20 protein-coding genes are annotated in these 23,764 nt (G+C 74.9%); 9 read left to right on the forward strand and 11 right to left on the reverse strand.

Features of this window, described 5'->3' with window-relative positions; all coding sequences use genetic code 11:
- Positions 1-16: 16 nt before the first annotated feature.
- Positions 17-628, forward strand: a complete 612-nt coding sequence (locus tag O7612_RS24890; RefSeq protein ID WP_282267809.1) for a DUF1349 domain-containing protein — start codon at positions 17-19, stop codon at positions 626-628.
- 216 nt (positions 629-844) lie between these two features.
- A complete protein-coding gene (locus O7612_RS24895) occupies positions 845-1,516 on the forward strand; it encodes a DedA family protein (RefSeq protein ID WP_282267811.1) in 672 nt (223 codons plus the stop codon).
- A gap of 143 nt (positions 1,517-1,659) precedes the next feature.
- Here the strand turns inward: O7612_RS24895 and O7612_RS24900 are convergent, their stop codons facing one another.
- The 7 genes from O7612_RS24900 to lysX form a co-directional block, all read right to left on the reverse strand.
- Positions 1,660-3,222, reverse strand: coding sequence for a cellulose binding domain-containing protein (locus O7612_RS24900; protein ID WP_282267813.1), 1,563 nt, complete (start codon positions 3,220-3,222; stop codon positions 1,660-1,662).
- Between the two features lie 223 nt (positions 3,223-3,445).
- Complete coding sequence (locus tag O7612_RS24905) at positions 3,446-4,882, reverse strand: carbohydrate-binding protein (protein WP_282267814.1); 1,437 nt, start codon at positions 4,880-4,882, stop codon at positions 3,446-3,448.
- A gap of 76 nt (positions 4,883-4,958) precedes the next feature.
- Entirely contained in the window at positions 4,959-5,690 is a 732-nt protein-coding gene (gene yidC, locus O7612_RS24910) for a membrane protein insertase YidC (RefSeq protein WP_282267816.1), read from the reverse strand.
- Positions 5,691-5,817: 127 nt separating this feature from the next.
- On the reverse strand, positions 5,818-6,123 hold the full coding sequence (locus O7612_RS24915) for a DUF6412 domain-containing protein (protein ID WP_282267818.1): 306 nt from the start codon (positions 6,121-6,123) through the stop codon (positions 5,818-5,820).
- 10 nt (positions 6,124-6,133) lie between these two features.
- A complete protein-coding gene (locus O7612_RS24920) occupies positions 6,134-7,042 on the reverse strand; it encodes an alpha/beta hydrolase (protein ID WP_282267820.1) in 909 nt (302 codons plus the stop codon).
- Complete coding sequence (locus tag O7612_RS24925; RefSeq protein WP_067310197.1) at positions 7,039-7,764, reverse strand: DUF998 domain-containing protein; 726 nt, start codon at positions 7,762-7,764, stop codon at positions 7,039-7,041. The genes O7612_RS24920 and O7612_RS24925 overlap by 4 nt, the downstream gene beginning before the upstream one ends.
- Positions 7,761-11,120, reverse strand: a complete 3,360-nt coding sequence (gene lysX, locus O7612_RS24930; RefSeq protein ID WP_282267824.1) for a bifunctional lysylphosphatidylglycerol synthetase/lysine--tRNA ligase LysX — start codon at positions 11,118-11,120, stop codon at positions 7,761-7,763. The genes O7612_RS24925 and lysX overlap by 4 nt, the downstream gene beginning before the upstream one ends.
- Positions 11,121-11,322: 202 nt before the next feature.
- On the opposite strand from lysX, the gene O7612_RS24935 reads away from it, so the two are divergent.
- Complete coding sequence (locus O7612_RS24935) at positions 11,323-12,462, forward strand: glutamate--cysteine ligase (RefSeq protein WP_282267827.1); 1,140 nt, start codon at positions 11,323-11,325, stop codon at positions 12,460-12,462.
- A 120-nt stretch (positions 12,463-12,582) separates the two neighbouring features.
- The gene (locus O7612_RS24940; RefSeq protein ID WP_282267829.1) at positions 12,583-13,953 is read left to right on the forward strand and encodes an FAD-dependent oxidoreductase; all 1,371 of its coding nucleotides are present in this window, start codon (positions 12,583-12,585) and stop codon (positions 13,951-13,953) included.
- 63 nt (positions 13,954-14,016) lie between these two features.
- On the opposite strand, the gene O7612_RS24945 is transcribed toward O7612_RS24940, so the two are convergent.
- The gene (locus O7612_RS24945; protein WP_282267831.1) at positions 14,017-14,169 is read right to left on the reverse strand and encodes a hypothetical protein; all 153 of its coding nucleotides are present in this window, start codon (positions 14,167-14,169) and stop codon (positions 14,017-14,019) included.
- Positions 14,170-14,403: 234 nt separating this feature from the next.
- On the opposite strand from O7612_RS24945, the gene O7612_RS24950 reads away from it, so the two are divergent.
- Complete coding sequence (locus O7612_RS24950) at positions 14,404-15,348, forward strand: hypothetical protein (protein ID WP_282267833.1); 945 nt, start codon at positions 14,404-14,406, stop codon at positions 15,346-15,348.
- Between the two features lie 548 nt (positions 15,349-15,896).
- Positions 15,897-16,763: an aminoglycoside phosphotransferase family protein gene (locus O7612_RS24955; RefSeq protein ID WP_282267835.1), complete on the forward strand. Its 867-nt coding sequence runs from the start codon at positions 15,897-15,899 to the stop codon at positions 16,761-16,763.
- 306 nt (positions 16,764-17,069) lie between these two features.
- Here O7612_RS24955 and O7612_RS24960 read toward each other — a convergent pair whose 3' ends face one another.
- On the reverse strand, positions 17,070-17,876 hold the full coding sequence (locus tag O7612_RS24960; RefSeq protein WP_282267836.1) for a DNA-formamidopyrimidine glycosylase family protein: 807 nt from the start codon (positions 17,874-17,876) through the stop codon (positions 17,070-17,072).
- Positions 17,877-18,019: 143 nt separating this feature from the next.
- Between O7612_RS24960 and O7612_RS24965 the strand changes: the two genes are divergently transcribed.
- The 3 genes from O7612_RS24965 to rocD all read left to right on the forward strand — a co-directional run bounded on the left by O7612_RS24965 (position 18,020) and on the right by rocD (position 21,249).
- Entirely contained in the window at positions 18,020-18,871 is an 852-nt protein-coding gene (locus O7612_RS24965; RefSeq protein WP_282267837.1) for a thrombospondin, read from the forward strand.
- 351 nt (positions 18,872-19,222) lie between these two features.
- Positions 19,223-20,038, forward strand: coding sequence for a dimethylargininase (gene ddaH, locus O7612_RS24970; protein WP_282267839.1), 816 nt, complete (start codon positions 19,223-19,225; stop codon positions 20,036-20,038).
- Complete coding sequence (rocD, locus tag O7612_RS24975) at positions 20,035-21,249, forward strand: ornithine--oxo-acid transaminase (protein WP_282267841.1); 1,215 nt, start codon at positions 20,035-20,037, stop codon at positions 21,247-21,249. Before ddaH ends, rocD begins: the two co-directional genes overlap by 4 nt.
- Positions 21,250-21,320: 71 nt before the next feature.
- Here the strand turns inward: rocD and O7612_RS24980 are convergent, their stop codons facing one another.
- Positions 21,321-22,373, reverse strand: a complete 1,053-nt coding sequence (locus O7612_RS24980) for an acyl-CoA desaturase (RefSeq protein WP_282267843.1) — start codon at positions 22,371-22,373, stop codon at positions 21,321-21,323.
- Positions 22,374-22,594: 221 nt separating this feature from the next.
- Positions 22,595-23,746 carry an FHA domain-containing protein gene (locus O7612_RS24985; RefSeq protein WP_282267845.1) on the reverse strand — a complete coding sequence of 384 codons (1,152 nt, stop codon included), beginning with the start codon at positions 23,744-23,746 and terminating at the stop codon, positions 22,595-22,597.
- Positions 23,747-23,764 lie beyond the last annotated feature (18 nt).

A 23,764-nucleotide genomic window follows, 5' to 3' on the forward strand; every position in this document is an offset into this window, starting at 1 on the left:
GGGGTACGGTGCCGGCATGGCTGATCATCCGACGGTGGCCCCCCGCGTGGTGGACTGGGACGAGGGCCGGTGGCTGCACCCACCGGTACGGGTGGAGCGGACCGACGGCGGCCTGCTGGTCGAGCCGGGCGCGGAGAGCGACCTGTGGCGGCACACCAGTTACGGCTTCGTCCACGACGACGGGTCGGCGCTGCTCGCCGGGTTCCCCGTCGGCACCGCGGTCGAGGTGACCTTCGTGCTGGACTACACGGCGCAGTTCGACCAGGCCGGGGTGCTGGTCCGGGTGGACGAACGGAACTGGGTGAAGGCCGGGGTGGAGATCAGCGACGGGTTGCCGCAGGTCGGCGCGGTGGTCACCCGCGAGGTCTCGGACTGGTCGGTGGCCCCGGTGCCGGACTGGACCGGGCACGAGGTGACCGTGCGGGTCAGCCGGGACGGCGATGCGCTGACCGTCCGGGCGCGCACCGACGGTACGGCGTGGCGGCTGGTCCGGCTCGCCCCGCTCGCCCCGGACGCGGCCGCGCTGGCCGGGCCGTTCTGCTGCTCGCCCTCCCGGGGCGGGTTGACCGTCCGGTTCACCGGCTGGCGGCAGGGGCCGGCGGACCCGGCCCTGCACCCGACGGACTGACCACCGGAAACCTCTGCCCGGCTCCGGGCCACGTCACGGGACTGGGCCGGAGCACGCCCGGCTGACCCCCGGATCAGCCGGGGCCGGTCCGGCCGCGACCGGGGTCAGCGGGGTCGGGAGGCCGGGCGGCGGCGGGTGGAACGGCCCACGACCAGGTGTAGGCGGCGGCCCAGCGGGTAACAGTGTCGGTCCCACCGGTGCCGCGAAAGGACGACAATGGCCCTCGCCCAGGATGTCGACCCGAACAAGTTCACCGGGCTGACCGGTTGGGTGGCGAGCGTCATCGACTCGCTCGGGGCGGTCGGTGTCGCCTTCCTGGTGGCGTTGGAGAGCATCATCCCGCCGATCCCCAGCGAGATCGTGCTGGCGATGGCGGGCTACCTGGCCGCCGAGGGGCGGTTCAACCTGGTGGTGATCGTCGCCGCCGCCACGGTCGGTTCGCTGGTCGGCGCGCTGGTGCTCTACTGGCTCGGCGCGGCGATCGGCGAGGAACGGCTCAAGCACTGGCTGGACCGCATCCCGCTGGTCGACCGGGACGACCTGGAGAAGGCCGACCGCTGGTTCGAACGGCACGGCCGGTGGGCGGTGCTGATCGGCCGGCTGGTGCCGGTGGTGCGCAGCCTGGTCTCCGTCCCGGCCGGCGCGAACCGGATGCCGATGGGCGAGTTCGTGCTGCTCACCACGCTGGGCAGCGGGGTGTGGAACGCGCTGGTCGTCGGCCTCGGCTACACGCTGGGCTCGCGCTGGCAGGACGTGGAGAAGTACAGCGACTGGTTCAACTACGCCATCTTCGCGGTCTTCGCGGTCATGATCGTGAGCTGGGCAGCCAAGAAGGTCCGCTCCCGGCGTGACCGGGACGACCGGCGCTCGGTCACCGCCGACCACTGACCGTGGCTCACCCCACGGACCCCTGACCGGGCCACCGCGCCGTCCACTGACCGGGCCGGCCGGCACAGGTCAGCCCGCCCCGAGGGGCCGCCCGCCCGGGAGACCGGCCCGCCGGACCGGCCGGCCCCACCGGGCGGTGGTGCTCAGAACCTCGCGGTGATCGAGGTGAACTCCCAGAGGTTCTGGGCGATGCCGGAGCAGTTGGCGACCACTCCCCCGTCCGGGCAGGCGCGGTCCCGGTTGACCGACCAGAAGGTGAAGCGGGACAGCCCCCGGGCCCTGGCCCAGTCCCGGATCTGGGTCCAGGTGGCCGGCGAGGTCAGCTCCCGCTGGTCGGACAGGCCGTTCATGCCGCTGATGCCCATGTGCGCGTACGCGGTCGCGTCGGACCAGCCGAACGCCGACTTCAGGGTGTTCTTCAGCCCCTCGGCGGCGTTGACGGTGTTCTGGTACATGTTCGCCCCGCCGCCGAAGTCGAACGGCATGATGGTGAAGGTGTCGATGTTCGCGCCGAGCGCGGCGGCCTGATTGACCAGCCGGGTGCCGTGGTACGACGGCCCGGTGGTCGAGGTGCCGAAGGTGACGATCGTCCTGATCCCCGGGTTGTTCTGCTTGACGATCTTCAGCGCGCCGAGGATGCGGTCCTGCACCACCTCGTTCTCGAACTCGTCGCTGTTCTCGATGTCGATGTCGATCGCCTTCAGGCCGTACGCGTTGATCACCTGCTGGTACGCCCCGGCGAGGGCGCTGGCCGACGCGCAGTTCGGGCCGAGCTTGTTGCCGCTCCACCCGCCGAACGACGGGATGACGTCGCCGCCGGCCGCCCGGATCGCGGCGATGGTGCCGGCGTGCGTGCCACCGGTGAGTGGCCCGGAGCCGTCCCAGGCCGGGGTGCAGCCGCCACCGGAGAGCACGAACGCGATGGTGAACCACTTCACCCCGGTCGCGCCCATCACGGTGGCCGGTGCGGGCGGGTCACCCCAGCCCGGGTAGAGGTAGGGGGCGGCGGCCATCGTGCCGGTGCCGCCGGTGCAGCCGGTGGTGGTGGCCGACACCGGGGACGACTTCGCCGACTCGCCGGCCGCGTTGTACGCCGTGACGGTCCAGCTGTGCGTGGAGCAGGCGGCCAGCCCGGAGACGGTGGTCGAGGTGCCGGTGACGGTGGCCTTCACCGTGCCGCCCTCGTAGACCCGGTAGCCGGTGACCGTGCCGGAGACGGCGTTCCAGGCCAGCGTGGCCGACGACGCGGTGGTGCCGGTGACCCGTAGTCCGCCCGGGGTGGCCGGGCCGGTCGGGTTGCCGGGGCCGCCGCCGGTGCAGGCCGCGCCGTTGACCGTGCAGTTGGTCGGGTCGCCGGTGCCCGCGACGACGAAGCCGAAGCTGGTGCTGGCACCCGGCGCGAGGCTGCCGTTCCAGCTCTGGTTGAGGGCGGTGACGTGCTGGCCGGAGCTGCTGAGCCGGGCGTCCCAGAACGAGCCGACGGTGCTGCCGGACGGCAGGTCGAACTGGACGTTCCACGAGCTGATGGCGGTCGAGGTGTCGTTGGTGACGGTGAACTTCGCCTCGTACCCGCTGCTCCAGCTGGCGGTGCGGACGAAGGCGGCGGTGGCGGCGGACGCGGCCGGCGGGGCCACGACCGTGCCGGTGACCAGGGCTGCGGCGAGCGCGACGGCGAGGGTGGCCGCGCGGGGGGAGCGGAGTCTCACGGGTGGCCTCCAGGGACCGGGGCGGGGGGTGCGACCGGTCCGCCTGCGCGGACCGGGGGCGCGGTCCGGGGGTGGGACCGCCGGGACGACCGGGATACCGATCCACGGTCGTCCACGTCCGCGCTCATTATTAAGACTCTTAACTGTTAATGTCCAGAGCCCACCGCCCGGTCACCGGCGGGGGTCCGCGCCGTACCGGCGACGGACCCGCGGCCGGGCAGGCTCACCGGCGGAAGGTGAACCAGTTGACGTTGACGAAGTCGGCCGGCTGGCCGCTGCTGAAGGTGAGGTAGACGCTGTGCCGACCGGTCACCGCCGACACGTTGCCGGGCACCGACCGCCAGCTCTGCCAACCCCCGGTGTTGGCCAGGGCGAAGCTGCCGATCGGGGTGCCGGTCGGGCTGTCCAGCCGCACCTCGACCAGGCCGCTCACCCCGCCCGCCGCCCCGGAGGCCACCCGGGCCAGGAAGTCGCGCGGTCCACTGGTGCCGAAGTCCACGTTGTCGTAGCGGGCCCAGTCGCCGTTACGCAGCGCGGCGATGTTCTGCCCACCCTCGGCGCACGTCTCGACGGCCACCCCGTTCTGCGCCGAGAACGCCTCGGCCTGGATCGTCGAGTAGGCGTCCACGGTGCCCGACGGGGGCGGCGTGGTCGGGGGCGGCGTGGTGGGGGTCGGCGTCGGGGTGGAGCCGCCGCCCCGGCGATAGACCGCCACGTAGTCGACCACCATCGGCCGACCGGAGACGGTCGATCCGGTCGGGGTGACCGACCCGGCCACCCCGTCCGGGAAGGAGCCGCCCATCGCCACGTTGAGCAGCAGGAAGTAGCCGCCGTGGCCGGTCATCTGCGCCCAGTAGCCGGCCCCGACCTGGGTCTCGGTGACGGTGTGGAACAGCTGGCCGTCGACGTACCAGCGCAGTTGCTGCGGGCTGACCGAGGTGTCCCACTCGGTGCGGTAGGTGTGGAAGGCGGCCTGGCAGGCGCTGCCGGGGCAGACCCGGGTGGCGCCCAGCCCGCTGAACTCGTTGCACGGCCCCCCGGGGGCGACCCCGCAGTGCAGCGCGCCCCACACCTGGTTGAGCCCGTTGACGTTCTCCATCACGTCGATCTCGCCGATGCCCGGCCAGTTCTGGTAGTTGCCCCGGTACGGCGAGCCGAGTGCCCAGAACGCCGGCCAGTAGCCGGCCGCCTGCGCGCCGGTGACGTTGGGCATCTGAATCCGCCCCTCGATCGCCAGCACCCCGCCGGCCGGGGGCTTGAAGTCGGTGCGCACGGTCTCGATCCGGGCCGAGGTCCACCGGCCGCCGGAGTCGCGCAGCGGGGTGATCCGCAGGTTGCCGGACCCGTCGTGGGCCAGGTTGGCGGTGCTGCCGGTGTACGTCTGGATCTCGCCGGTGCCCCAGTTGGCCGGGCCGCCGGGGTAGCTGGTGCCGGTGTCGACGATCCAGTTGGCCGAGGACGGCAGGGTGCCCGCCGCGCCGGTGAAGTCGTCGCTCCACACCAGGTTCCACCCCGAGGGCGGGGTCGGGACGGCGGCCTGCGCGGCGACCGAGACGCCGGTCAGCGCGGTGGCGGCGGCGAGGGTGACCGCCAGGGCGAGCCGGCGGCGGGGCCGGCGCGGGGCGGTGGGGGCGACCGGAGCCGCCGGGACAGCGTTCATCGGGATGCCTCTCTGGGGGACGGGAGCAAAGAGAGCGCTCTCTGAGCGGTTTTCTACGCTCCCGTCCCACCACTTGTCAACGCTCGTCGATGGCTCCGGCCGGCACCGGTCGCGGCCGGCGCAGCAGCACGTGCTCGGCCACCGTCCACCCGGTCGTGGTGACCAGGTAGAGCACCGCCGCCAACGGCACCACCAGCGCCAGCAGCACCGTGCCGTACGGCAGCAGCGGCAGCACCCGGGCCAGCAGCGCCGCCCCCGGCTGGTCGGCCGGGACGGCAGCCGACGCCGCCGCCCGCCGGGACAGCACCGTGGCCAGGCCGGCCAGGGTCGCCAGCAGCACCCCGAAGACCAACAGCACCGACGGCGACAGCCCGTCGCCCAGATGCCAGCCCAGCGGCACCCCGGCCAGCCGCGCGTCGAGCAGCCCGGCGGCACCGTCACCGGTGCCGAACAGGCGGTACATCACCAGGAAGAACGGCGCCTGGAGCAACGCCGGCAGGCACCCCGCCACCGGCGACGCCCCGGCCCGGCGGTAGAGCGCGAACACCTCCGACTGCAACGTCGCCGGGTCACCCGCGTACCGCTGCCGGAGCTGGCGCAGTTGCGGGGCGAGCGCCGCGCGACGCCGCTCCGCACGGACCTGGGCGACGGTGAGCGGTGAGATCAGCAGCCGGACCGCGACGGTGAACACCACGATCGCGGCGGCGGTGGCGGCCCCGCCGGCCAGCGGTGTCAGCAGCCCGGTGAGCCAGCCGACAACGGAACCCGCGGCGGCCGCCGCGTCGTGCACAGGTGAGAAGGCGAGCATGATGGAACCCCTCGGGCCGAATCCGGTCGTCCGCACGGGACGGCTGCCGGCCGCCCGTCAGGGCTACCGGTGGTCCACCGTGGGACGGATGACGACGGAACCGGTCGGGGGTCGGCGGCGCGCGGGATCAGCCCGCGACCGGGGACCAGCCGACCGGCGGGGAACCCCCGGGTGCCCGGGGACGCGGCCGACCCGGCGCGTCCGGGTCGACCTGGCGGGGCACGTGTCGACGCCGGATCCGTGACCCGACCGCCTGCCGTCGCCCGCCACCCGCGGCGTGCGCCGGGCGGGGTCGGGCCGCCAGCAGGGCGACCAGCAGCAGCGCGGCCACCACCGCCGCGCCGGCCAACAGGTCGCCCGGACGGTCCGCGAGCAACGTCAGCCCGACGAGCGCGTACGCCCACAGAGCCGTCACCACCCGCAGACCCGACATGCGCGCCAGCCTAGGACCCGCTGTCACGCCGGACCGCCGCGACCGCGTCGGCCACCACCGCCGGCCGGTCCACGTGCACCAGGTGCCGGGCGTCCCGGAACACCTCCTGCCGACCGGCCGGGAAGCCCGCCGCCAACCGGGCGTGCCCGGCCCGCCACGCCGCCCGGCCCGCCGGGGTGGCCACGTCGCCGAGCGCGGTCAGCACCCGCACCGGGAGCACCGGCGCGGGGGTCACCGCCCGCAACGCCGACAGCTCCGCCGCCACCGCCGGATGCCCCAGCCACTGTGTCAACGCCCCGACCAGCACCGCCCCCGAACCCCACGGCACCGCCGCCGCCGGATCGGGCGGCCGGACGCTCATCCGGCGTACCGCCCGCCGCCACGCCCACGGGCCGCAGCGGCGGGCCAGTCCGGACCGGTCGAGCCCCCCGGCCAGCACCGGGGCGAGCGCCGTCACCGCGCCGGCCGACCACGCCGACCACCACGCCCACCGGGCCGCCCCGCCCGGGTCCACCAGGCTCGGGTCCACCAGCACCAGCCCGGCCAGCCGGCCCGGATGCCGCCGGGCGTACGCCTCGGCGGGCAACGCCGCCGCCGAGTGCGCCACCAGCACCGGCCGGTCCAGCCCGGCGACGGCCGCGTCGATCCGGCCCAGTTCGGCGGTGAGGGTGGGTGCCGCGCCGTCGTCCGGCCGGTCCAGCCGGCGTACCCGGTAGCCGGCGGCGGTCAGCAGCGGGGCCAGCCGGTCCCAGGTCGACGCCCCCTCCCCCATCCCCGGGCAGAGCAGCACCGCCGGTCCGCCGGCCCGGGCCGCCCGGTCGGCGTCGGCGACGGGCCTGACCGCCCGGTCGTCGTGGGCCGCGGGGCGGACCGCCCGGTCGGCGCCGGCGGCGGGCCGGTCGGCGGGTGGGCCGGTCACCGGGACCGCTCCGGGCGGGAGCCGGTCCCCCGGAGGGCGACGGCGGCGGCCAGCAGCAGCCAGCCGGACAGCCCGGCCAGCTGGGTCCGCTGCCACAGGCCCAGCCCGTACCCCGGGTGGACCGAGGCGACCAGCGTCCCGACCGTGCCGACCGCCAGCACCACCGCCACCACCAGGCCGGTCCGGCGGCGGGCCGGGCCGCGCAGCACGGCGAGCAGCGCCACCAGGGAGAGCAACGCCCCGGCCACCGCCACCGACGAGGTGACGGTGTGCGCCTGGTGCCGCCAGGACAGCTCACCCAGCTCCTCCAGCCGCGCGCAGCGGGCGTCCACCGACGGGGCGCAGTCCATCGTGGTCCAGCCGCCGTCCACGGCGGTCGCCACCCCGAAGACCACCAGCCCCCAGCGGGCCACCCGGGGCACCTCCCGGGCCACCCGGCCCAGCAGCACCCCGGCCACCACCGCACAGAGCCCGGTCACCACGTCGCCGAGCTGGAAGAACAGGTGGTACGGCTGGTCCCGCGCGGCCAGCTCGCTCAGGTAGCTCCGCACCGGCCGCAGCCCCGGATTGAGCACCGGGGCGAGCAGCCAGGAGGCGTAGCAGACCGCCGCCGCCAGCAACGCCACCGCCGCCCCGGTCCGGGCGGCCCGGTGTCCGTCGCCCGCACGGCCCGCCGACCCGGACGCCGGGTCCGGGTCAGAGTGCGGGCGGGGGCGGCTCACGAGGACTCGCGGACCATCGGGAACGGCAGGGTCTCCCGGATGGACCGGCCGGTCAGCAGCATCACCAGCCGGTCCACGCCCAGCCCCAGGCCGCCGGTCGGCGGCATCGCGTACTCCAGCGCGGTGAGGAAGTCCTCGTCCAGCTCCATCGCCTCCGGGTCACCGCCGGCCGCCTTCAACGACTGGGCGGTCAACCGCCGCCGCTGCTCGGTCGGGTCGACCAGCTCCGAGTACGCGGTGCCCAGCTCCATCCCGAACGCCACCAGGTCCCACCGCTCGGCCAGCCGGGGGTCGGTCCGGTGCTGCCGGGTCAGCGGCGAGACCTCGGTCGGGAAGTCCAGGTAGAAGGTGGGCAGGTCGGTGGCCGCCTCGACCAGCCGCTCGTACAGCTCCGACAGCAGCTCGGCGCGCTCCCACCCCGGGTCGTACGGCACCCGGGCCGCATCGGCGAGGCGACGCAGGGTGGCCACCCCGGTCTCGACGGTCACCTCCTCGCCCAGCGCGGCGGAGACCGCCCCGTGCACCGTGTGCACCGGCCACGGCCCGCCGATGTCCACCAGCTCACCGGTGTCGGGTCGACGGGCCAGCGGAGCGCCGTGCACCGCCACCGCCGCCGCCACGATCAGCTCCCGGGCCAGCTCCCGCATGTCGTGGTAGTCGGCGTACGCCTGGTAGGCCTCCAGCACGGTGAACTCCGGGTTGTGACTGAAGTCGACACCCTCGTTGCGGAACACCCGGCCCAGCTCGTACACCCGCTCGACGCCGCCCACCGCGAGCCGCTTGAGATACAGCTCGGGGGCGATCCGCAGGGTCAACCGCAGGTCGTAGGCGTTGCTGTGGGTGACGAACGGGCGGGCGTTGGCCCCGCCGTGCACGCGTTGCAGGATCGGCGTCTCCACCTCCAGGAAGTCCCGGGTCACCAGGGTCCGCCGCAGGCTGGTCAGGGTGGCGCTCCGCGCCCGCAGCAGCTCCCGCGCCTGCGGGTTGATCGCCAGGTCCAGGTAGCGGCGACGGACCCGCGCCTCCGGGTCGGCCAGCCCGTGGTGCTTGTCCGGCAGCGGACGCAGGCACTTGGCGGTGAGCCGCCAGTCGGCCACCCGGACCGACACCTCGCCGCGCCGGGTGGCGTACACCTCGCCGGTCGCGCCGACGTGGTCGCCGATGTCCACGGTGGCCCGCCACCGGTCCAGCTCCTTCTCCAGCACCAGTTGCAGGTCGCCACTGCCGTCGCGGACGGTGACGAAACAGATCCGGCCGTGGTCGCGGACCAGCAGCACCCGCCCCGCCACCGAGACCGTCTCCCCGGTGCCGGTGTCCGGGGCCAGCCCGGCGTGCCGCCGCCGCACCGCCGCGCAGTCGTCGGTCCGCGACCACCCCACCGGGTACGCCTCGACGCCCTGCTCCCGCAGCCGGTCCAGCTTCGCCCGCCGGACCCGGACCTGCTCGGGAAGCTGCTCGCGGGCCGGTTCCGGGCTGACCGCCTGCACGGCACCGGCCTCCGGCGGCACGAAACCCACCCCGCCACCGACCGGGGGCACCCCGTACAGCGGGGACGGTCGGCCACCGGGCAACGCCAGGAAACCCTCGGCGACGGCGGCGGCCAACCCCACCCGGGCCAGCTCCCGCCGCTCACCGAAGCACAGGTAGCGGGGCGTCCAGTGCGGCTGGTACTTGGCGTTGGACAGGTACAGCGACTCCAGTTGCCACCAGCGGGAGAAGAACAGCAGGGTACGCCGCCACAGCCGGATCACCGGCCCGGCGCCGATCCGCGCGCCCTGCTCGAAGACCGACCGGAAGACGGCGAAGTTCAGCGACACCCGCTCGACGCCCAGCCGGGGGGCGGCACCGAGCAGCGCGGCCACCATGAACTCGGTGACCCCGTTGTCGGCGGTCCGGTCCCGGCGCATCAGGTCCAGCGACAACCCGTCGACGCCCCACGGGCTCAGCGACAGCAGCGCCCGCACCCGGCCGGTGCCGTCCCGGGCCTCGACCAGCACACAGTCACCGTCGGCCGGGTCGCCGAGCCGGCCCAGCGCCATCGAGAAGCCGCGCTCGTGCTCGGTGTCCCGCCAGCGGGTGGCCAGCGCGGCGAGGTCGGCCAGCTCGTCCGGCGGGATGTCGGCGTGCCGGCGGACGGCGGCGGTGTAACCGGCCCGCTCGGCCCGGTGCACCGCCTGCCGGACCGGCCGCATGTCCCGGCCGCCCAGGTCGAACTCCCGGGCCAGCAGGATCGCCTCGTCGCCCAGTTGCAGCACCTTCAGCCCGTGCCGGTGGTAGGCCCGCGCGCCGATCTCGCTGGCCCCCATCACCGCCGGGGTCCAGGCGTACTCCCGGGCCTGGTCCAGCCAGGCGGTGATCGCCGGCCCCCACGCCTCCGGGTCGCCGACCGGGTCACCGCTGGCCAGGCTCACCCCGTTGACCACCCGGTAGGTCAGCGCCGCCTTGCCGCTGGCCGAGAAGATCGCCGCCTTGTCCCGCCGGGTGGCGAAGTAGCCGAGCGAGTCCCGGTCGCCGTACCGGGCCAACAGTTCCCGGATCCGCTGCTCCTCCTCGGGGTGCAGGACGGCGGCGGCGCGCTGCGAGCGCAGCAGGGTGAACAGGCCGGCGAGGAAGGCGGCCGCGCCCATCCCGCCGAGCAGCAGGTTGACCCAGCCGGGGGCCTGGCCATGCCGGGTGACGTCCAGGGTGATCGCGCCGCCGAAGACCTTCTCGATGGCGTACCCGATCCGGTCCAGCCAGCTGCGCAGGCTGCCGGGCACGGCGGCGAGCAGCAGGTAGCCCAGCCCGACGGCCGTCGCGGCGAGGCCGAAGAACACCCCGAGGGCGCGGCGGGTGCTGCCGCTGCGCACCCGGGCGTAGAACTCCCGCCGGGCGGCCCGCAGCAGGACGAGCGCGGCGGCGGCGAAGCCGGTGCCCACCCAGACACCGACGGTCTCGACCAGGGTGAACAGCCGTCGGCCGGCGTCGTCGGTGAGCTGGTCCGCGCCGACGGTCACCAGCAGCAGGCCGGTCAGCACGCCGACCACCAGGCTGAGGATGAAGTAGACGACCAGCACCCAGTACGCCAGCCGCTTGCGGCGCAGCACCGCCGCGGCGAGGGTGCCGAGGAAGACGGCGTACGCCAGGTTGGCGGGGGCCGGCACCAGCAGCGTGTCGATGGTGCTGCGGACCGGCTGGAACTCGGCGTTGGCCGCGCTGCTCACCGCGGCCAGCGCGCAGATCGCGGCGACGAACCACAGCAGCGACGCGAACATCCGGGGCACCTGCCGCCGCCAGTCCGGCGCGGACGGCCGCCCGGGCTGGCCGGGTCGCACGGGCAGCGGGGGTGCCTCCCGGGACACCGTCGTCGGGGTCACCTGGCCTCCCTCCCTCGCCGCCCCCACCCGCCCCGGCCGGGGCGGGGGTGCGGCACGGCACCGGTCGGCGGACCGGGCCATGGTAAGCATCCGGCGCGACGGCTCGCCGTGTCGGGTTTTCCCCGCCGGACACAGCGGGTAATGGGCCGGACAGCACCGCGGCGGACCCGCCGCGGCCGGGACCGGACGGACGGTGATGGTGATGACCAGTGGGGTGGCGGCCGGGGAGGTGACCCCGCAGCGGGCCGGGGTCGACCGGCTCACGGTGGGGGTGGAGGAGGAGTTCCTCCTGGTCGATCCACACACCGGGGCCGCGGTGCCCGCCGTCGACCTGGTCATGGAGCAGGTGCCGGCCGAGCTGCGCGGGCAGGTGGAACGGGAGTTCCAGACCAGCCAGATCGAGATCGGCAGCCCGCCCGGGTTGGAGCTGGCGTCGATCCGGCACTCGTTGGGCGTGCTGCGCGGCGCGCTGGCCGACGCCGCCGAGCGGGCCGGCGTCCGGGTGCTGGCCATCGGGACGGGGCCGGTGGCGGGACCGGTGCCGGCGGTGGTCGACAAGCCCCGCTTCGACCGGATGATCGAGCGGTTCCGGCTGCTGGTGCCCGGCCCCGGCAACAACGGCATGCACGTGCACGTGGGTGTCCCCGACCCGGACACCGGGGTGCAGGTGCTCAACCACATCCGGCCGTGGCTGCCGGTGCTGCACGCGATGACCACCAACTCGCCGTTCTCGGAGGGCGTCGACACCGGGTACGCGAGCTGGCGGTCCGTCGAGTGGGAACGCTGGCCGTCGGTCGCGCCGACCCCGTACCTGGAGTCGCACGAGCACTACGAGCGGCTGATCCGGCAGTTGATCTCCAGTGGGGTGATGCTCGACGAGGGGATGCTCTACTGGTACGCCCGGCTGTCGGCGAAGTACCCGACGGTGGAGGTCCGGATCGGCGACGTCTGCCCGTCGGTCGACGACGCGGTGCTGGTGGCCGCCCTGGTCCGGGCGTTGGTGGCCACCGCGATGGCGGACGTGGCGGCGGGCCGCCCGGCGGTCAACACCGACCACCACCTGCTGGTCGCCGCGCACTGGCGGGCCGCCCACGACGGGTTGGAGGGCGACGGCGTCGACCTGGCCAACGGTGAGCTGTGCCCGGCCTGGGAGCTGGTGGACCGGCTGGTGGAGCGGGTCCGCCCGGCGCTCGAGGCGCACGACGACCTGGCCGAGGTGACCGAGTTGCTGGCCGGGCTGCGCCGGCACGGCACCGGGGCCGCCCGGCAGCGGGCCGTGTTCGCCCGGTCCGGCCGGCTGGAGGACGTGGTCGCCGAGGTCGCCCGGCAGACCCGTGGCTGACCGCCCCGGGACTCGTCGGGCCGGCCAGCTCACCGCCAGGGGCGGCCAGCTCACCGCCAGGGGCGGCCAGCTCACCGCCGGTCGGCCCGGGGCCGCCCGACGCGTGGGAGAGTGGGTGTCGTGGCAGAGCGGCTGATCGTCGTCGGAGGGGACGCCGCCGGAATGGCGGCGGCCTCCCAGGCCCGTCGCCGCCGGGGCGTCGACGACCTGGAGATCGTGGCGTTCGAGCGGGGACACTTCACGTCGTACTCGGCGTGTGGCATCCCGTACTGGATCAGTGGGCTGGTCGAGGAGCGGGACGCGTTGATCGCCCGCGACCCGGCCACCTTCCGGGACGACTACGCCATCGACGTGCGGCTGCGCACCGAGGTCACCGGCATCGACCTCGACCGTCGGGAGGTCACCGCCCGCCGGCTCGACGACGGCCGCGAGGTCCGCGAACGGTTCGACACCCTGATGTACGCCACCGGCGCGGTCCCGAACCTGCCCGACTGGGCGGACGACGACGTCGCCGGCATCTTCGGCATCCAGACGCTGGACGACGCGGCGGGGCTGCGGGCCTGGCTGGACGGCACCCCCACGCCCCGCCGGGCGGTGGTGGTCGGCGGTGGCTACATCGGGGTGGAGATGGCCGAGGCGCTGATCCAGCGCGGGCTCGCCGTCACCCTGGTCGAGCGGGGCGAGCAGCCGATGGCCACGGTCGACGAGGACATGGCCCGCCTGGTCGCCGAGGCGATGCGGGGGCTCGGCGTCGAGATCCGTACCGGCGTCACGGTGAGTGGGGTCGAGCAGCGCGACGGCCGGGTGTCCGCGGTGGTCACCTCCGCCGGCCCACTGCCGGCCGACGTGGTGGTCCTCGGCCTGGGGGTACGCCCCAACACCGCGCTCGCCGCCACCGCCGGCCTCCCGCTCGGCAAGACCGGCGGGGTGCTGGTGGACCGACGGATGCGGGTGGTCGGGGTGCCCGACGTCTGGGCGGCCGGCGACTGCGTGGAGACCCTGCACCGGGTCACCGGCATGTCGGTGCACGTCCCCCTCGGCACCCACGCCAACAAGCAGGGCCGGGTCGCCGGGATCAACATCGGTGGCGGGTACGCCACCTTCCCCGGGGTGATCGGCACCGCCGTGACGAAGGTCTGCGACCTGGAGGTGGGGCGTACCGGGCTGCGGGAGCGGGACGCCCGCGCGGCCGGGTTCGAGTTCGTCTCGGTGATCGCCGAGTCGACGAACCGGGCCGGCTACTACCCGGGGGCCGAACCGATGACGGTGAAGCTGATCGCGGAGCGTCCCACCGGACGGCTGCTCGGCGCGCAGATCGTCGGCCGCTCGGAGGCGGCGAAGCGGATCGACGCGCTGGCCGTGGCGCTGTGGAACGAGATGACGGTGGACGAGATGACCGCCCTCGATCTCGGCTACGCCCCGCCGTACGCCCCGGTCTGGGATCCGGTGCTGATCGCCGCCCGCAAGGCCGTCGACGCCCTCGACCGCTGAAGCCACCACCTCGCTGAAACCCACCGCACCACCCCCACCCGCACGCTGACCCCCACCCCCCCTTCACCAGCACAGCGCCGCACCCCCTGCACCCACCCGCCACCACCACACCCCACCCCACCACCGCCACCGCACCCCGCCCCACCACCGCACCCGCTCCACCACCGCCACCGCCACCGCACCGCACCGCACCCCGCCCCACCGCGGCCGCTTCACGCCCCGCCCACCAGCACCGCGGCCGTATCACGCCCCGCCCCACCCCCACCGCAGCCGTATCCCACTCCGCCCCACCAGCACCCCGAGACACCGCGCCCACCGCCGTGCCCCGGTGCCGGCACGGGTCCACCATCCCCCGCCGCAGCGTCACGTGCGCCGGCACGCGTCGCTTTGTGAAGAGTTCTTGTCGCCAGGACGACAAGAACTCTCCACAAAGCATGGTCTGCTTGTCGGATGCGGATGCCTGGCGACGATGCTGCCGCCCTCGACTGGTTGCTCTTCACGCAGACCGGTGTGGTGAGCTGGGCGCAGGCCACCGCCGAGCTCACCCCTTCCCGGGTACGCCACCTGCTGGCCACCGGTCGCTGGGAGCGGGTGTGCCGGGGCATCCTGCGGGCCGGCGGTGGCCCGGTGACCGTCGACCAGGCGCGGTGGGTGGCGGTCCTGGCCGCCGGTACCGACGCCGTCCTGGCCGGCCTCGCGGCGGCCCAGGCGGGCGGGCTGCGTGGCCGTTGGCGGTACGAGACCGTGGACGTGCTGATCCCGTACCACCGTCAGGCCCCCGACCTGCTACGCCGGCTGCCACTCGGCATGCCGGCGGTACGGGTACGACGAACCCGGCACCTCGACGACGACCGGCAGCGGGGACGGCCGGACCGCACCACGATGGCCCGCTCGCTCGTCGACGCCGCACAGTGGATGCGGTCCGACGACGATGCGCAGGCGGTGCTGGCGGCCGGCTGCCAGCAACGGCGGGTGACCCCCGACGAACTCGATTCGGTGGCCCGCCGGTTGCCCCGCCTGCGGCGAGCGGCGGTGATCCGGCGGACCATCGGCGACCTGGCCGGCGGGGCAGAGGCACTGTCCGAGATCGACCTGGTCCGGCTCTGCCGCCGGTACGGGCTACCCCGGCCCGAGTTGCAGGAACGGCGGCGCGACGCCGACGGGCGGACACGATACCTGGACGCCTACTGGCGGCGGTGGGGGCTGCATGTCGAGGTCGACGGGGCGCACCACATGGACGTTCGGCACTGGGCGGCGGACCTGCGCCGGCAGAACGGAGTGTGGATCTCCGGGGACCGGATTCTGCGGTTCACCGCCTTCGACGTCCGCCACCGCCCCGACGAGGTGGCGGCCCAGCTCCGTGCGGCCCTCACCGCCGCCGGCTGGCACCCCTGACCAGCGCCTTCATCATTGTCCACCCGCCCGCCGCCCGACCGGCCCCACCCGACCACCACCCGGCCAGCCCCACCCGGCCGCCGCACGGCCGGCCCCACCCGACCACCACCCGACCGGCCCACCCGACCGGCCCACCCGACCGCCGCACGGCCGGTCCCACCCGAACACCACCCGGTCGACCCCGCCCGAGCGCCGCCGGCCACAAGCCGGCCCCGACCGCATCGACCGGCCCCGGCCGCCGGCAACGCCCGACCGGCCCCGCTCGCCCGACCGGCCCCGCTCACCCGACCATCACCTGGTCGGCCCGGCCCACAAGCCGGCCCGCACCGACCGGACCGCCCGCCGGTACGTCTGACCCGCCCGCCCGCCGGTAACGCCTGACCGGCCCGCCCGCGTGGGTGTCCACACGTCGTCGGGCCAGCCGGTGCCCCGTCCCTGGCCATGCGCCGGGCGCGGCCGATCCGACCGGAGCAAGCGCTCGGTTCTTATCGTGGAGAGTTGTTGTCGCCAGGGCGACAACAACTCTCCACGATCGGCACCATGCAGGGGTGGAGATTCCGGCGGGGTTGTCGTGGGTACGGCAGCGACCGGGCGGGCCGGAGTGGCTGGCGACGCTGCCCCGGTGGCGCGACGATTGCGCGCGGCAGTGGTCGCTGCGGCTCGGGCCGCCCTTCCCGTACGCGTTCGCCTCGCTGGCGATGCCCGCCGACCTGCCCGACGGCACCCCGGCGGTGCTGAAGTTGCAGTATCCGGATCCGGACAGCCGGCACGAGGCCGACGCACTGGCGCACTGGGACGGCGAGGCGGCGGTCCGGCTGCTCGCCCACGATCCGCGGCGACGGGCGCTGCTGGTGGAGCGGTGCCGGCCCGGCTCGCCGCTGCACGAGCTGCCCGCCGACGAGGCGGTGGACGTGGTCGCCGCCCTGCTGCCCCGGCTGTGGCGACGGACGGCCGGACCGTTCACCCCGCTCGCCGAGGAGGCGACGGGCTGGCGGCACCGGTTGCCCGAGCAGTGGGACCGGGCCGGCCGGCCGTACGAGCGGCGACTGCTCGACGCGGCGCTCGACCGGCTGGACCGGCTGGTCGACAGCCAGGGCGAGCAGGTGCTGGTCAACCAGGACCTGCACGCCGGCAACGTGCTGCGGGCCACCCGGGAGCCGTGGCTGGTGATCGACCCGAAGCCGTTGCTGGGCGAGCGGGAGTTCGCGGTGGTGCCGATCGTGCGCGGCGTCGAGCTGGGCCACTCCCCGGAGGCGGTACGGCGGCGGCTGGACCGCATCACCGGCGCGCTCGGGCTGGACCGGGAACGGGTGGTCGGCTGGACGGTCGCGCACTGTCTCGCCTGGAGTCTGGACGGCGACACGGTCTTCACCAACCAGGTCGAGGTGGCCCGCTGGCTGGTCGACGGCGCGTAGGCGGCGTACCCCGCCGGCATGCCGGGCCGGGCGGCGCGGGCGGCGGGCAGGCGGGCAGGTGGGCAGCGCCGGTCGACGGGCCGGCATGCCGAGTGGGTCGGCGCGGGCGGCGGGCAGGCGGGCAGGTGGGCAGCGCCGGTCGACGGGCCGGCATGCCGAGTGGGTCGGCGCGGGCGGCGAGCAGGCGGGCAGCGCCGGCGGCGGGCAGACGGGCAGCGCCGGTCGACGGGCCGGCATGCCGGGTGGGTCGGCGCGGGCGGCGAGCAGGCGGGGCAGCGCCGGTCGACGGGCCGACAGCCGGGCCGGTCAGGGTTGGCAGGTGGGGCACCAGTAGAGGTTCCGACCGGCCAGCGCGCCCCGGCTGACCGGGCTGCCGCAGACGTGGCAGGGTTCGCCGGGGCGGCGGTAGACGTACACCTCACCGCCGTGCCGGTCGACGCGGGCGGGGCGGCCCATCGCCTCGGGCAGGTGGGCGTCGCGGACGGTGTCGATCCGGCCGCGCCCCACCGCCTGGGTCATCAGCGCCACCAGGTCGGCCCAGAGCGCCACCCAGCCCTCCGGGGTGAGCTGCCGGCCGGGCAGCGTCGGCCGCAGGCCGGCCCGGAACAGCGCCTCGGTCACGAAGATCAGGCCGGTACCGGCCACCACCGACTGGTCCAGCAGCAACGCGGCGAGCGGGGTGGGGCTGCGGCGGATCCGGGCGTACGCCCGCTCGGGGTCGGCGTCGGCGCGCAGCGGGTCCGGGCCGAGCCGGCCGCGCAGCGCCGCCACCTCGGGCGGGGTGAGCAGTTCACAGGCGGTGGGTCCGCGCAGGTCGAGCCAGTGCCGGTCGCTGGCCAGCCGCAACCGGACCTGCCCCACCGGTACGGGCGGCTCGCCGTCCCCGTCGGTGAACCTGCCGTACAGGCCGAGGTGGACGTGCAGGGTCCGCTCGTCGGCGTAGTGGTGCAGCAGGTGCTTGCCGTACGCCTCGGTGCCGTCCAGGACGGTGCCGGAGAGCAGGGCGGCGCCCTCGGTGAAGCGGCCCTGCGGGCTGCTGGCGGTGACCTTGTCCCCGGCGAACAGCTCGGCGTGCCGGGCCGCCAGGCGGTGGATGGTGTGTCCCTCTGGCACGGGTACCAAGGGTAGTCAGCCCGTTCCGGTACCACCCCCGGCGGTCGGCGTGTGGTCGATCGACGCACGGGGTACGTACCGGTCGTTCCCGCGTGGCGGCCACCGACCCTTCCGAGGGCTGCACGCATCGACAAGGAGGTGTGGTGGTGAACGTTCCTTCGCTCCTGCGGCGTCGTACGGCGCAGGACAGCAACGGTGACGGGGTGGTCGACGCGCGCGACGGCCAGCCGGTGGTGACGGACCGGGACGGCGACCGGACGACGTACCGCGACGGGTCGCCGACCACCGACGGCGGGCGCGACGCCGACGTGGCGCGGCGCACCGCCGAGCGTGGGCCCACCGGCGGCGGACGCGACGCGGAGCAGCGGGCGGCGGAGCGCGGCGCGCTGGCCCGGGCGGCGACCGCCCGCAGCGCCGTCGACGGCACCCGCAGCGCCGCCGCCGCCCGACCCGCGACGGTCGACGACGAGCCGCGCACGCCGACCGACCCGATCCGGGTCGCCGACACCGGCCCGGTGCGCACCGCACCGCGCCCGGTGGACGCCGGCCGCCCGACCGACCGGGACCGGACGACGCCCGTCGCCCCGGCCGGCGTCACCACCGGCCCCGCCGACCGGGACCGGGTGACCGCCGACGAGGCCCGCCCGGAGCCCCCGGTGGTGGCCGGCCCGAAGCCGAGGACCAGCCTGCTCGCCACCCTCGGCCTGATCGTCTCGGTGGTGGGCGCGACGTTCGTGCTCACCGGCACCCTGGCCGGGTACGGCATCGCGCTCGGCGCGCTCGGCGCGGTCCTCGCGGTGCTGGGCCTGGTCGCGACCCGGCGGCGGCACGTGGCCGGCACCACCGACGCGCTGCTCGGCGTGCTGGTCGGCCTGACCGCGGTGGTGCTGGGGGTGCTCGCCTTCACCGGTCAGTTCGACTGGCCGACCACGGACGGCGACTGGGTGGCCCGGTTCCGGGAGTGGCTTGACTCACAGTTTGTGGACCGGTTCTGAGGGCACATTTGATCTCGCCGGCGGTTCGCCGGCGATGTTGGACCAGCCGGCTCGCCGGCACCGCCCGACCAGTCTGGTGGTTCACCAGCCGGGCACCCACTCGTTCGGGGGCAGCGGTTCGCCGCCACCGATGCGCACAGGGGCCGTCACCTCCGCCGGGGTGACGGCCCCTTCGCGTGCACTCCACGCAACGAATCGCTACCGCTGACCGTCCAGACGCAACGAACCACCGCCGGACGCAAGTCTCGGCGGTGGTTCCCGCACCCCAGACCCGCATACCGTTGAGCCACGGCGCCAGCCCGTGGGCCACGGAGGCCGGGCGCGCCCGACCCCGGGAGCAGGACAATGCCGATGGACGCCACCAGCCAGCGCTTCCTGATGTGCCGGCCGACGTACTTCGCCGTCGACTACGCCATCAACCCGTGGATGGACCCGACCGCGCCGGTCGACACCGCGCTGGCGGTCCGGCAGTGGGAGCAGCTCCGCCGCACCTACCTCGACCTCGGCCACACCGTCGAGCTGATCGACCCGGTCGCCGGCCTGCCGGACATGGTCTTCGCCGCCAACGGCGGCACGGTGATCGACGACCGGGCGATGGCGGTGCAGTTCCGCGACCCGCAGCGCGCCGACGAGGCCCCCGCCTACCGCGCCTGGTTCGAGGCCGCCGGCTTCGAGGTGTACGACCCGAAGCACGTCAACGAGGGCGAGGGCGACGTGCTGCTGGTCGGCGACCAGCTGCTCGCCGGCACCGGGTTCCGCACCGCGCACGCCTCGCACGCCCAGTTGCAGGAGGTCTTCGGCTATCCGGTGATCACCCTGCAGCTGGTCGACCCACGCTTCTACCACCTGGACACCGCGCTGACCGTGCTCGACGAGCGGACCGTGGCGTACCTGCCCGAGGCGTTCTCCCCCGGCAGCCGCGCGGTGCTGCGTCGGCTGTTCCCGGACGCGGTCCACGCCAGCATGGCCGATGCCGAGGTGCTGGGCCTCAACGCGGTCGGCGACGGCCGGCACGTGGTGCTGCCCGCGCAGGCCACCGGACTGGCCGCGCAGCTGCGCGACCGGGGCTACCGGACCATCGGTGTCGACCTGTCCGAGCTGCGCAAGGCCGGCGGCGGACCGAAGTGCTGCACGTTGCGACTCCGTCAGGGAAAGGCGAGCCAGTGATCGACGACATGCTGCGGACCCCGTCCGCCGTCCGGGACGCGGAGCGGTACACCGCGCACAACTACCACCCGCTGCCGGTGGTGATCTCCTCCGCCGAGGGCTCCTGGCTGACCGACGTGGACGGCCGCCGCTACCTGGACTGCCTCGCCGGCTACTCCGCGCTGAACTTCGGCCACCGGCACCCGGAGCTGATCCGGGCCGCCCACCAGCAGCTCGACCGGCTCACCCTGACCAGCCGGGCGTTCATCCACGACCAGTTCGCCGACTTCTGCCGGGAGCTGGCGGCGCTGTGCGGCAAGGACCTGGTGCTGCCGATGAACACCGGCGCCGAGGCGGTGGAGACCGGAATCAAGGTGGCCCGCAAGTGGGGCTACCAGGTCAAAGGGGTCGCCCCGGGGCGGGCCAACATCATCGTCGCCGACGGCAACTTCCACGGCCGGACCACCACCATCGTCAGCTTCTCCACCGACCCCGACGCCCGCGCCGACTTCGGGCCGTACACGCCGGGGTTCACCGTGGTGCCCTACGGCGACCTGGCGGCCCTGGAGGCGGCGATCGACAGCAACACGGTCGCCGTGCTGCTGGAGCCGATCCAGGGCGAGCAGGGTGTCGTGCTGCCGCCGGAGGGCTACCTGCCGGGCGTACGCCGGGTCTGCACCGAACGCAACGTGCTGTTCGTCGCCGACGAGATCCAGTCCGGCCTGGGCCGCACCGGGCGTACCTTCGCCTGCGACCACGAGGGTGTCGTGCCGGACATGTACCTGCTGGGCAAGGCGCTCGGCGGCGGCATCGTGCCGGTCTCCGCGGTGGCCGCGGACGCCGACGTGCTCGGCGTGCTCCAGCCGGGCCAGCACGGCTCGACCTTCGGCGGCAACCCGCTCGCCTGCGCGGTCGCCACCGAGGTGGTCCGGCTGCTGGCCACCGGCGAGTTCCAGCGCCGCTCCACCGAGCTGGGGGAACGGCTGCGGGCCGGGCTGGAAGGGCTGCTCGGCAAGGGCCTGGTCGCGGTGCGGGTTCGCGGGCTGTGGGCCGGGGTGGACATCGACCCGGCGCTGATGACCGGCCGGCAGGCCTGCGAGCGGCTGATGGAGCGGGGCGTGCTCGCCAAGGACACCCACGGCTCGACCATCCGGCTGGCCCCGCCGCTGGTGATCACCGCCGACGAGATCGACCACGCGGTGGCGCAGCTCGCCGCGGTGCTGGCCGGCTGACCCCGTACCACGGACGGCGCCGGGACCACGGTGGTCCCGGCGCCGTCGGTCGGTGGGTCAGGCCCGCCGGCTCAGCCCTCGCGCAGCGGTCGCCCCACGGCGTGCAGGTGCGCCAGCCCCTGCCGGTACGAGTCGATCAGCCCCGTCTCCGCGTACGGGATGCCCTGCTCGGCGCAGTACGCCTGGACCAGCGGCCGGGCCTTGCGCAGGTTGCCCCGGGGCATGTTCGGGAACAGGTGGTGCTCGATCTGGTAGTTGAGACCGCCCAGCGCCAGGTCGACGAACCGGCCGCCCGCCACGTTGCGCGACGTCAGCACCTGCTTGCGCAGGTAGTCGAGGTCGTCCTCGTCGGTCGGCATCAGCATGCCCTTGTGGTTCGGGGCGAACGCGCACCCCATGTAGAGCCCCCAGAGCCCCTGGTGGACGGCGGCGAAGAGCAGCGCCTTCCCCGGTGACATCACCGCCAGCAGCAGGCCCACGTAGCCGACGGTGTGCACCGCCAGCAGCAGCGCCTCCACGACCCGGTGTCGCATCGGCACCCGCCAACGGCCGTCCGCCTCCCGGCCGGTCAGCGCCCGGATGCTCGCCACGTGCAGCGCCAGGCCCTCCAGCAGGAGCAGCGGGAAGAACAGCCACGCCTGCCGGCGGGCCATCCACCGGCCCAGGCCCCGGGTCGCCATCACCTGCTCGTCCGTCCACACCAGCACACCCGCGCCGACGTCGGGGTCCTCGTCGGCGTGGTTCGGGTTGGCGTGGTGCCGGTTGTGCTTGTCCACCCACCAGCCGTAGCTGAGCCCGACGGCGAGATTGCCGGCGATCAGGCCGGCCGCCTCGCTGTGCCCGCGGCGGCGGAACATCTGCCGGTGCCCGGCGTCGTGCCCGAGGAACGCCACCTGGGTGGTGGCCACCGCCATCACGACCGCCATCGGTAGCTGCCACCACGAGTCGCCGACCATGCCCACCAGGACCCAGCCGGCCAGGAAGGCGCCCAGGGTTCCGACGATGCGGGCGGCGTACCGGCCGGGACGCCGGTCCAACAGCCCCGCCTCGGCGACCCGACGGGACAGGCGCGCGTAGTCGCTGCCCCGCTGGGCTGTCGACGCTGCCAACGTCGAAGAACTCATCCGATGTCGCCCTCCGGTAACGCGGGCCGCACTCGGTGTGCGACCCTCCGTCACCAATCCTGGCCACATCGACACCGTTGGACAATCCTGTCAGCCCCCGATTCCGGGGTGGTGTTACCCCTACTGGACCCGCGCCCGGTGGGACGCCACCGCCGACGGGCGGACGCGGTGGCGGGCAGCGTCCCCGCCCGTCGTGCGGGCACCACCGCGGCCGTGCCGGGTCAGTTGCGGGGCAGCCGCATCGCCATGGTGGGGGCCTCCGCCATCACCGACGTGGGGGTGAACGCCGCGCCGGTGGGCAGCTCGCGGGCCCGGCCGATCTGCACCCCGGGATAGAGCTCCACCATGTCCGCGCCGCCGAGCACCCGGGACTGCTTCGGGGCCAACGCGACCCGCTCCGCCTCGACCAGCGAGCCGTTCGGCCGGATGCCGGAGCCGTTGGTGCTGACGTCGGTGACGATCACCTCGCCGACCCGCAGCTCGAACCGGACGTGCGCCCGGCTGATCCAGCGCCGCGCCTCGTCGTTGAGCCACTGGCCGAGCATCACGCCCCCGGACTCCTCGGGTGCCCGGCCCACCGTCACCGGCTGGTCCTCGGTCAGCACGAAGCGGCGGCGGATCAGGCCGCCGATCCGGATCGCCAGCACCTCGCTGCGCGGCCGGGGGCCGGCGTCGGAGAGCCGGACCCCGTGCCGGGGGCAGGTCGGCACACCGTTGCGCAGGGCCGGCGGCGGCTGACCGGCCGGGGCACGGTCCACCCGGGCCAGGTCGGCGAACGCGCCACCGCCCCCGCCCCCGCCGAACAGCGCGCAGCCCGGCTCGGGGCACCGCCACTGCCGGGCCAGCAACTGCCCGCCGGTCGGGGACCGGTCACCCTCGACCGGGGTGTGCCCGCCGCCGACGTGCGCGACGAAGGCCGGACCGCCGGCGCCGGGCACCGGGGCGACCACCCGCCCCGGCTGCTCCACCAGCCACGGGAACCGACCCCGCAGACCGTCCCACCGGACCCGGCTGACGACCGGGAGACCGAGCAGGTCGGCCACCTCCAGCATCCGGTCACCGGGGTTGTCGAGCACCTCCACCAGGCCGTCGTCGGCCCAGCGACGGACCACCATCCGTTCGTTGGAGGTGAGGTCGGCGTCGGACAGCAGCGCCCGGTGCACGACCGCGTAGACCGGGACGCTGTCCTCGGCCAGCTCGCGGGAGAGCGCGTCGATCACCATGCCGAGCCGCAGCAGGCTCGCCGGACGGCCCCCGTCGAGGTCCTGGTAGCGGATCACCTCGGCCAGGTCCAGGACGGCTCGGGCCAGGGACGGGTCGGTGCAGACCCGCCCCTCGATGGCGTCCAGCACCTTGCTGATCTCGAATCTCATCGCGCGCTCCGGGGGATC

This window comes from Micromonospora sp. WMMD987, assembly GCF_029581435.1.
Lineage (GTDB): Bacteria > Actinomycetota > Actinomycetes > Mycobacteriales > Micromonosporaceae > Micromonospora > Micromonospora rifamycinica.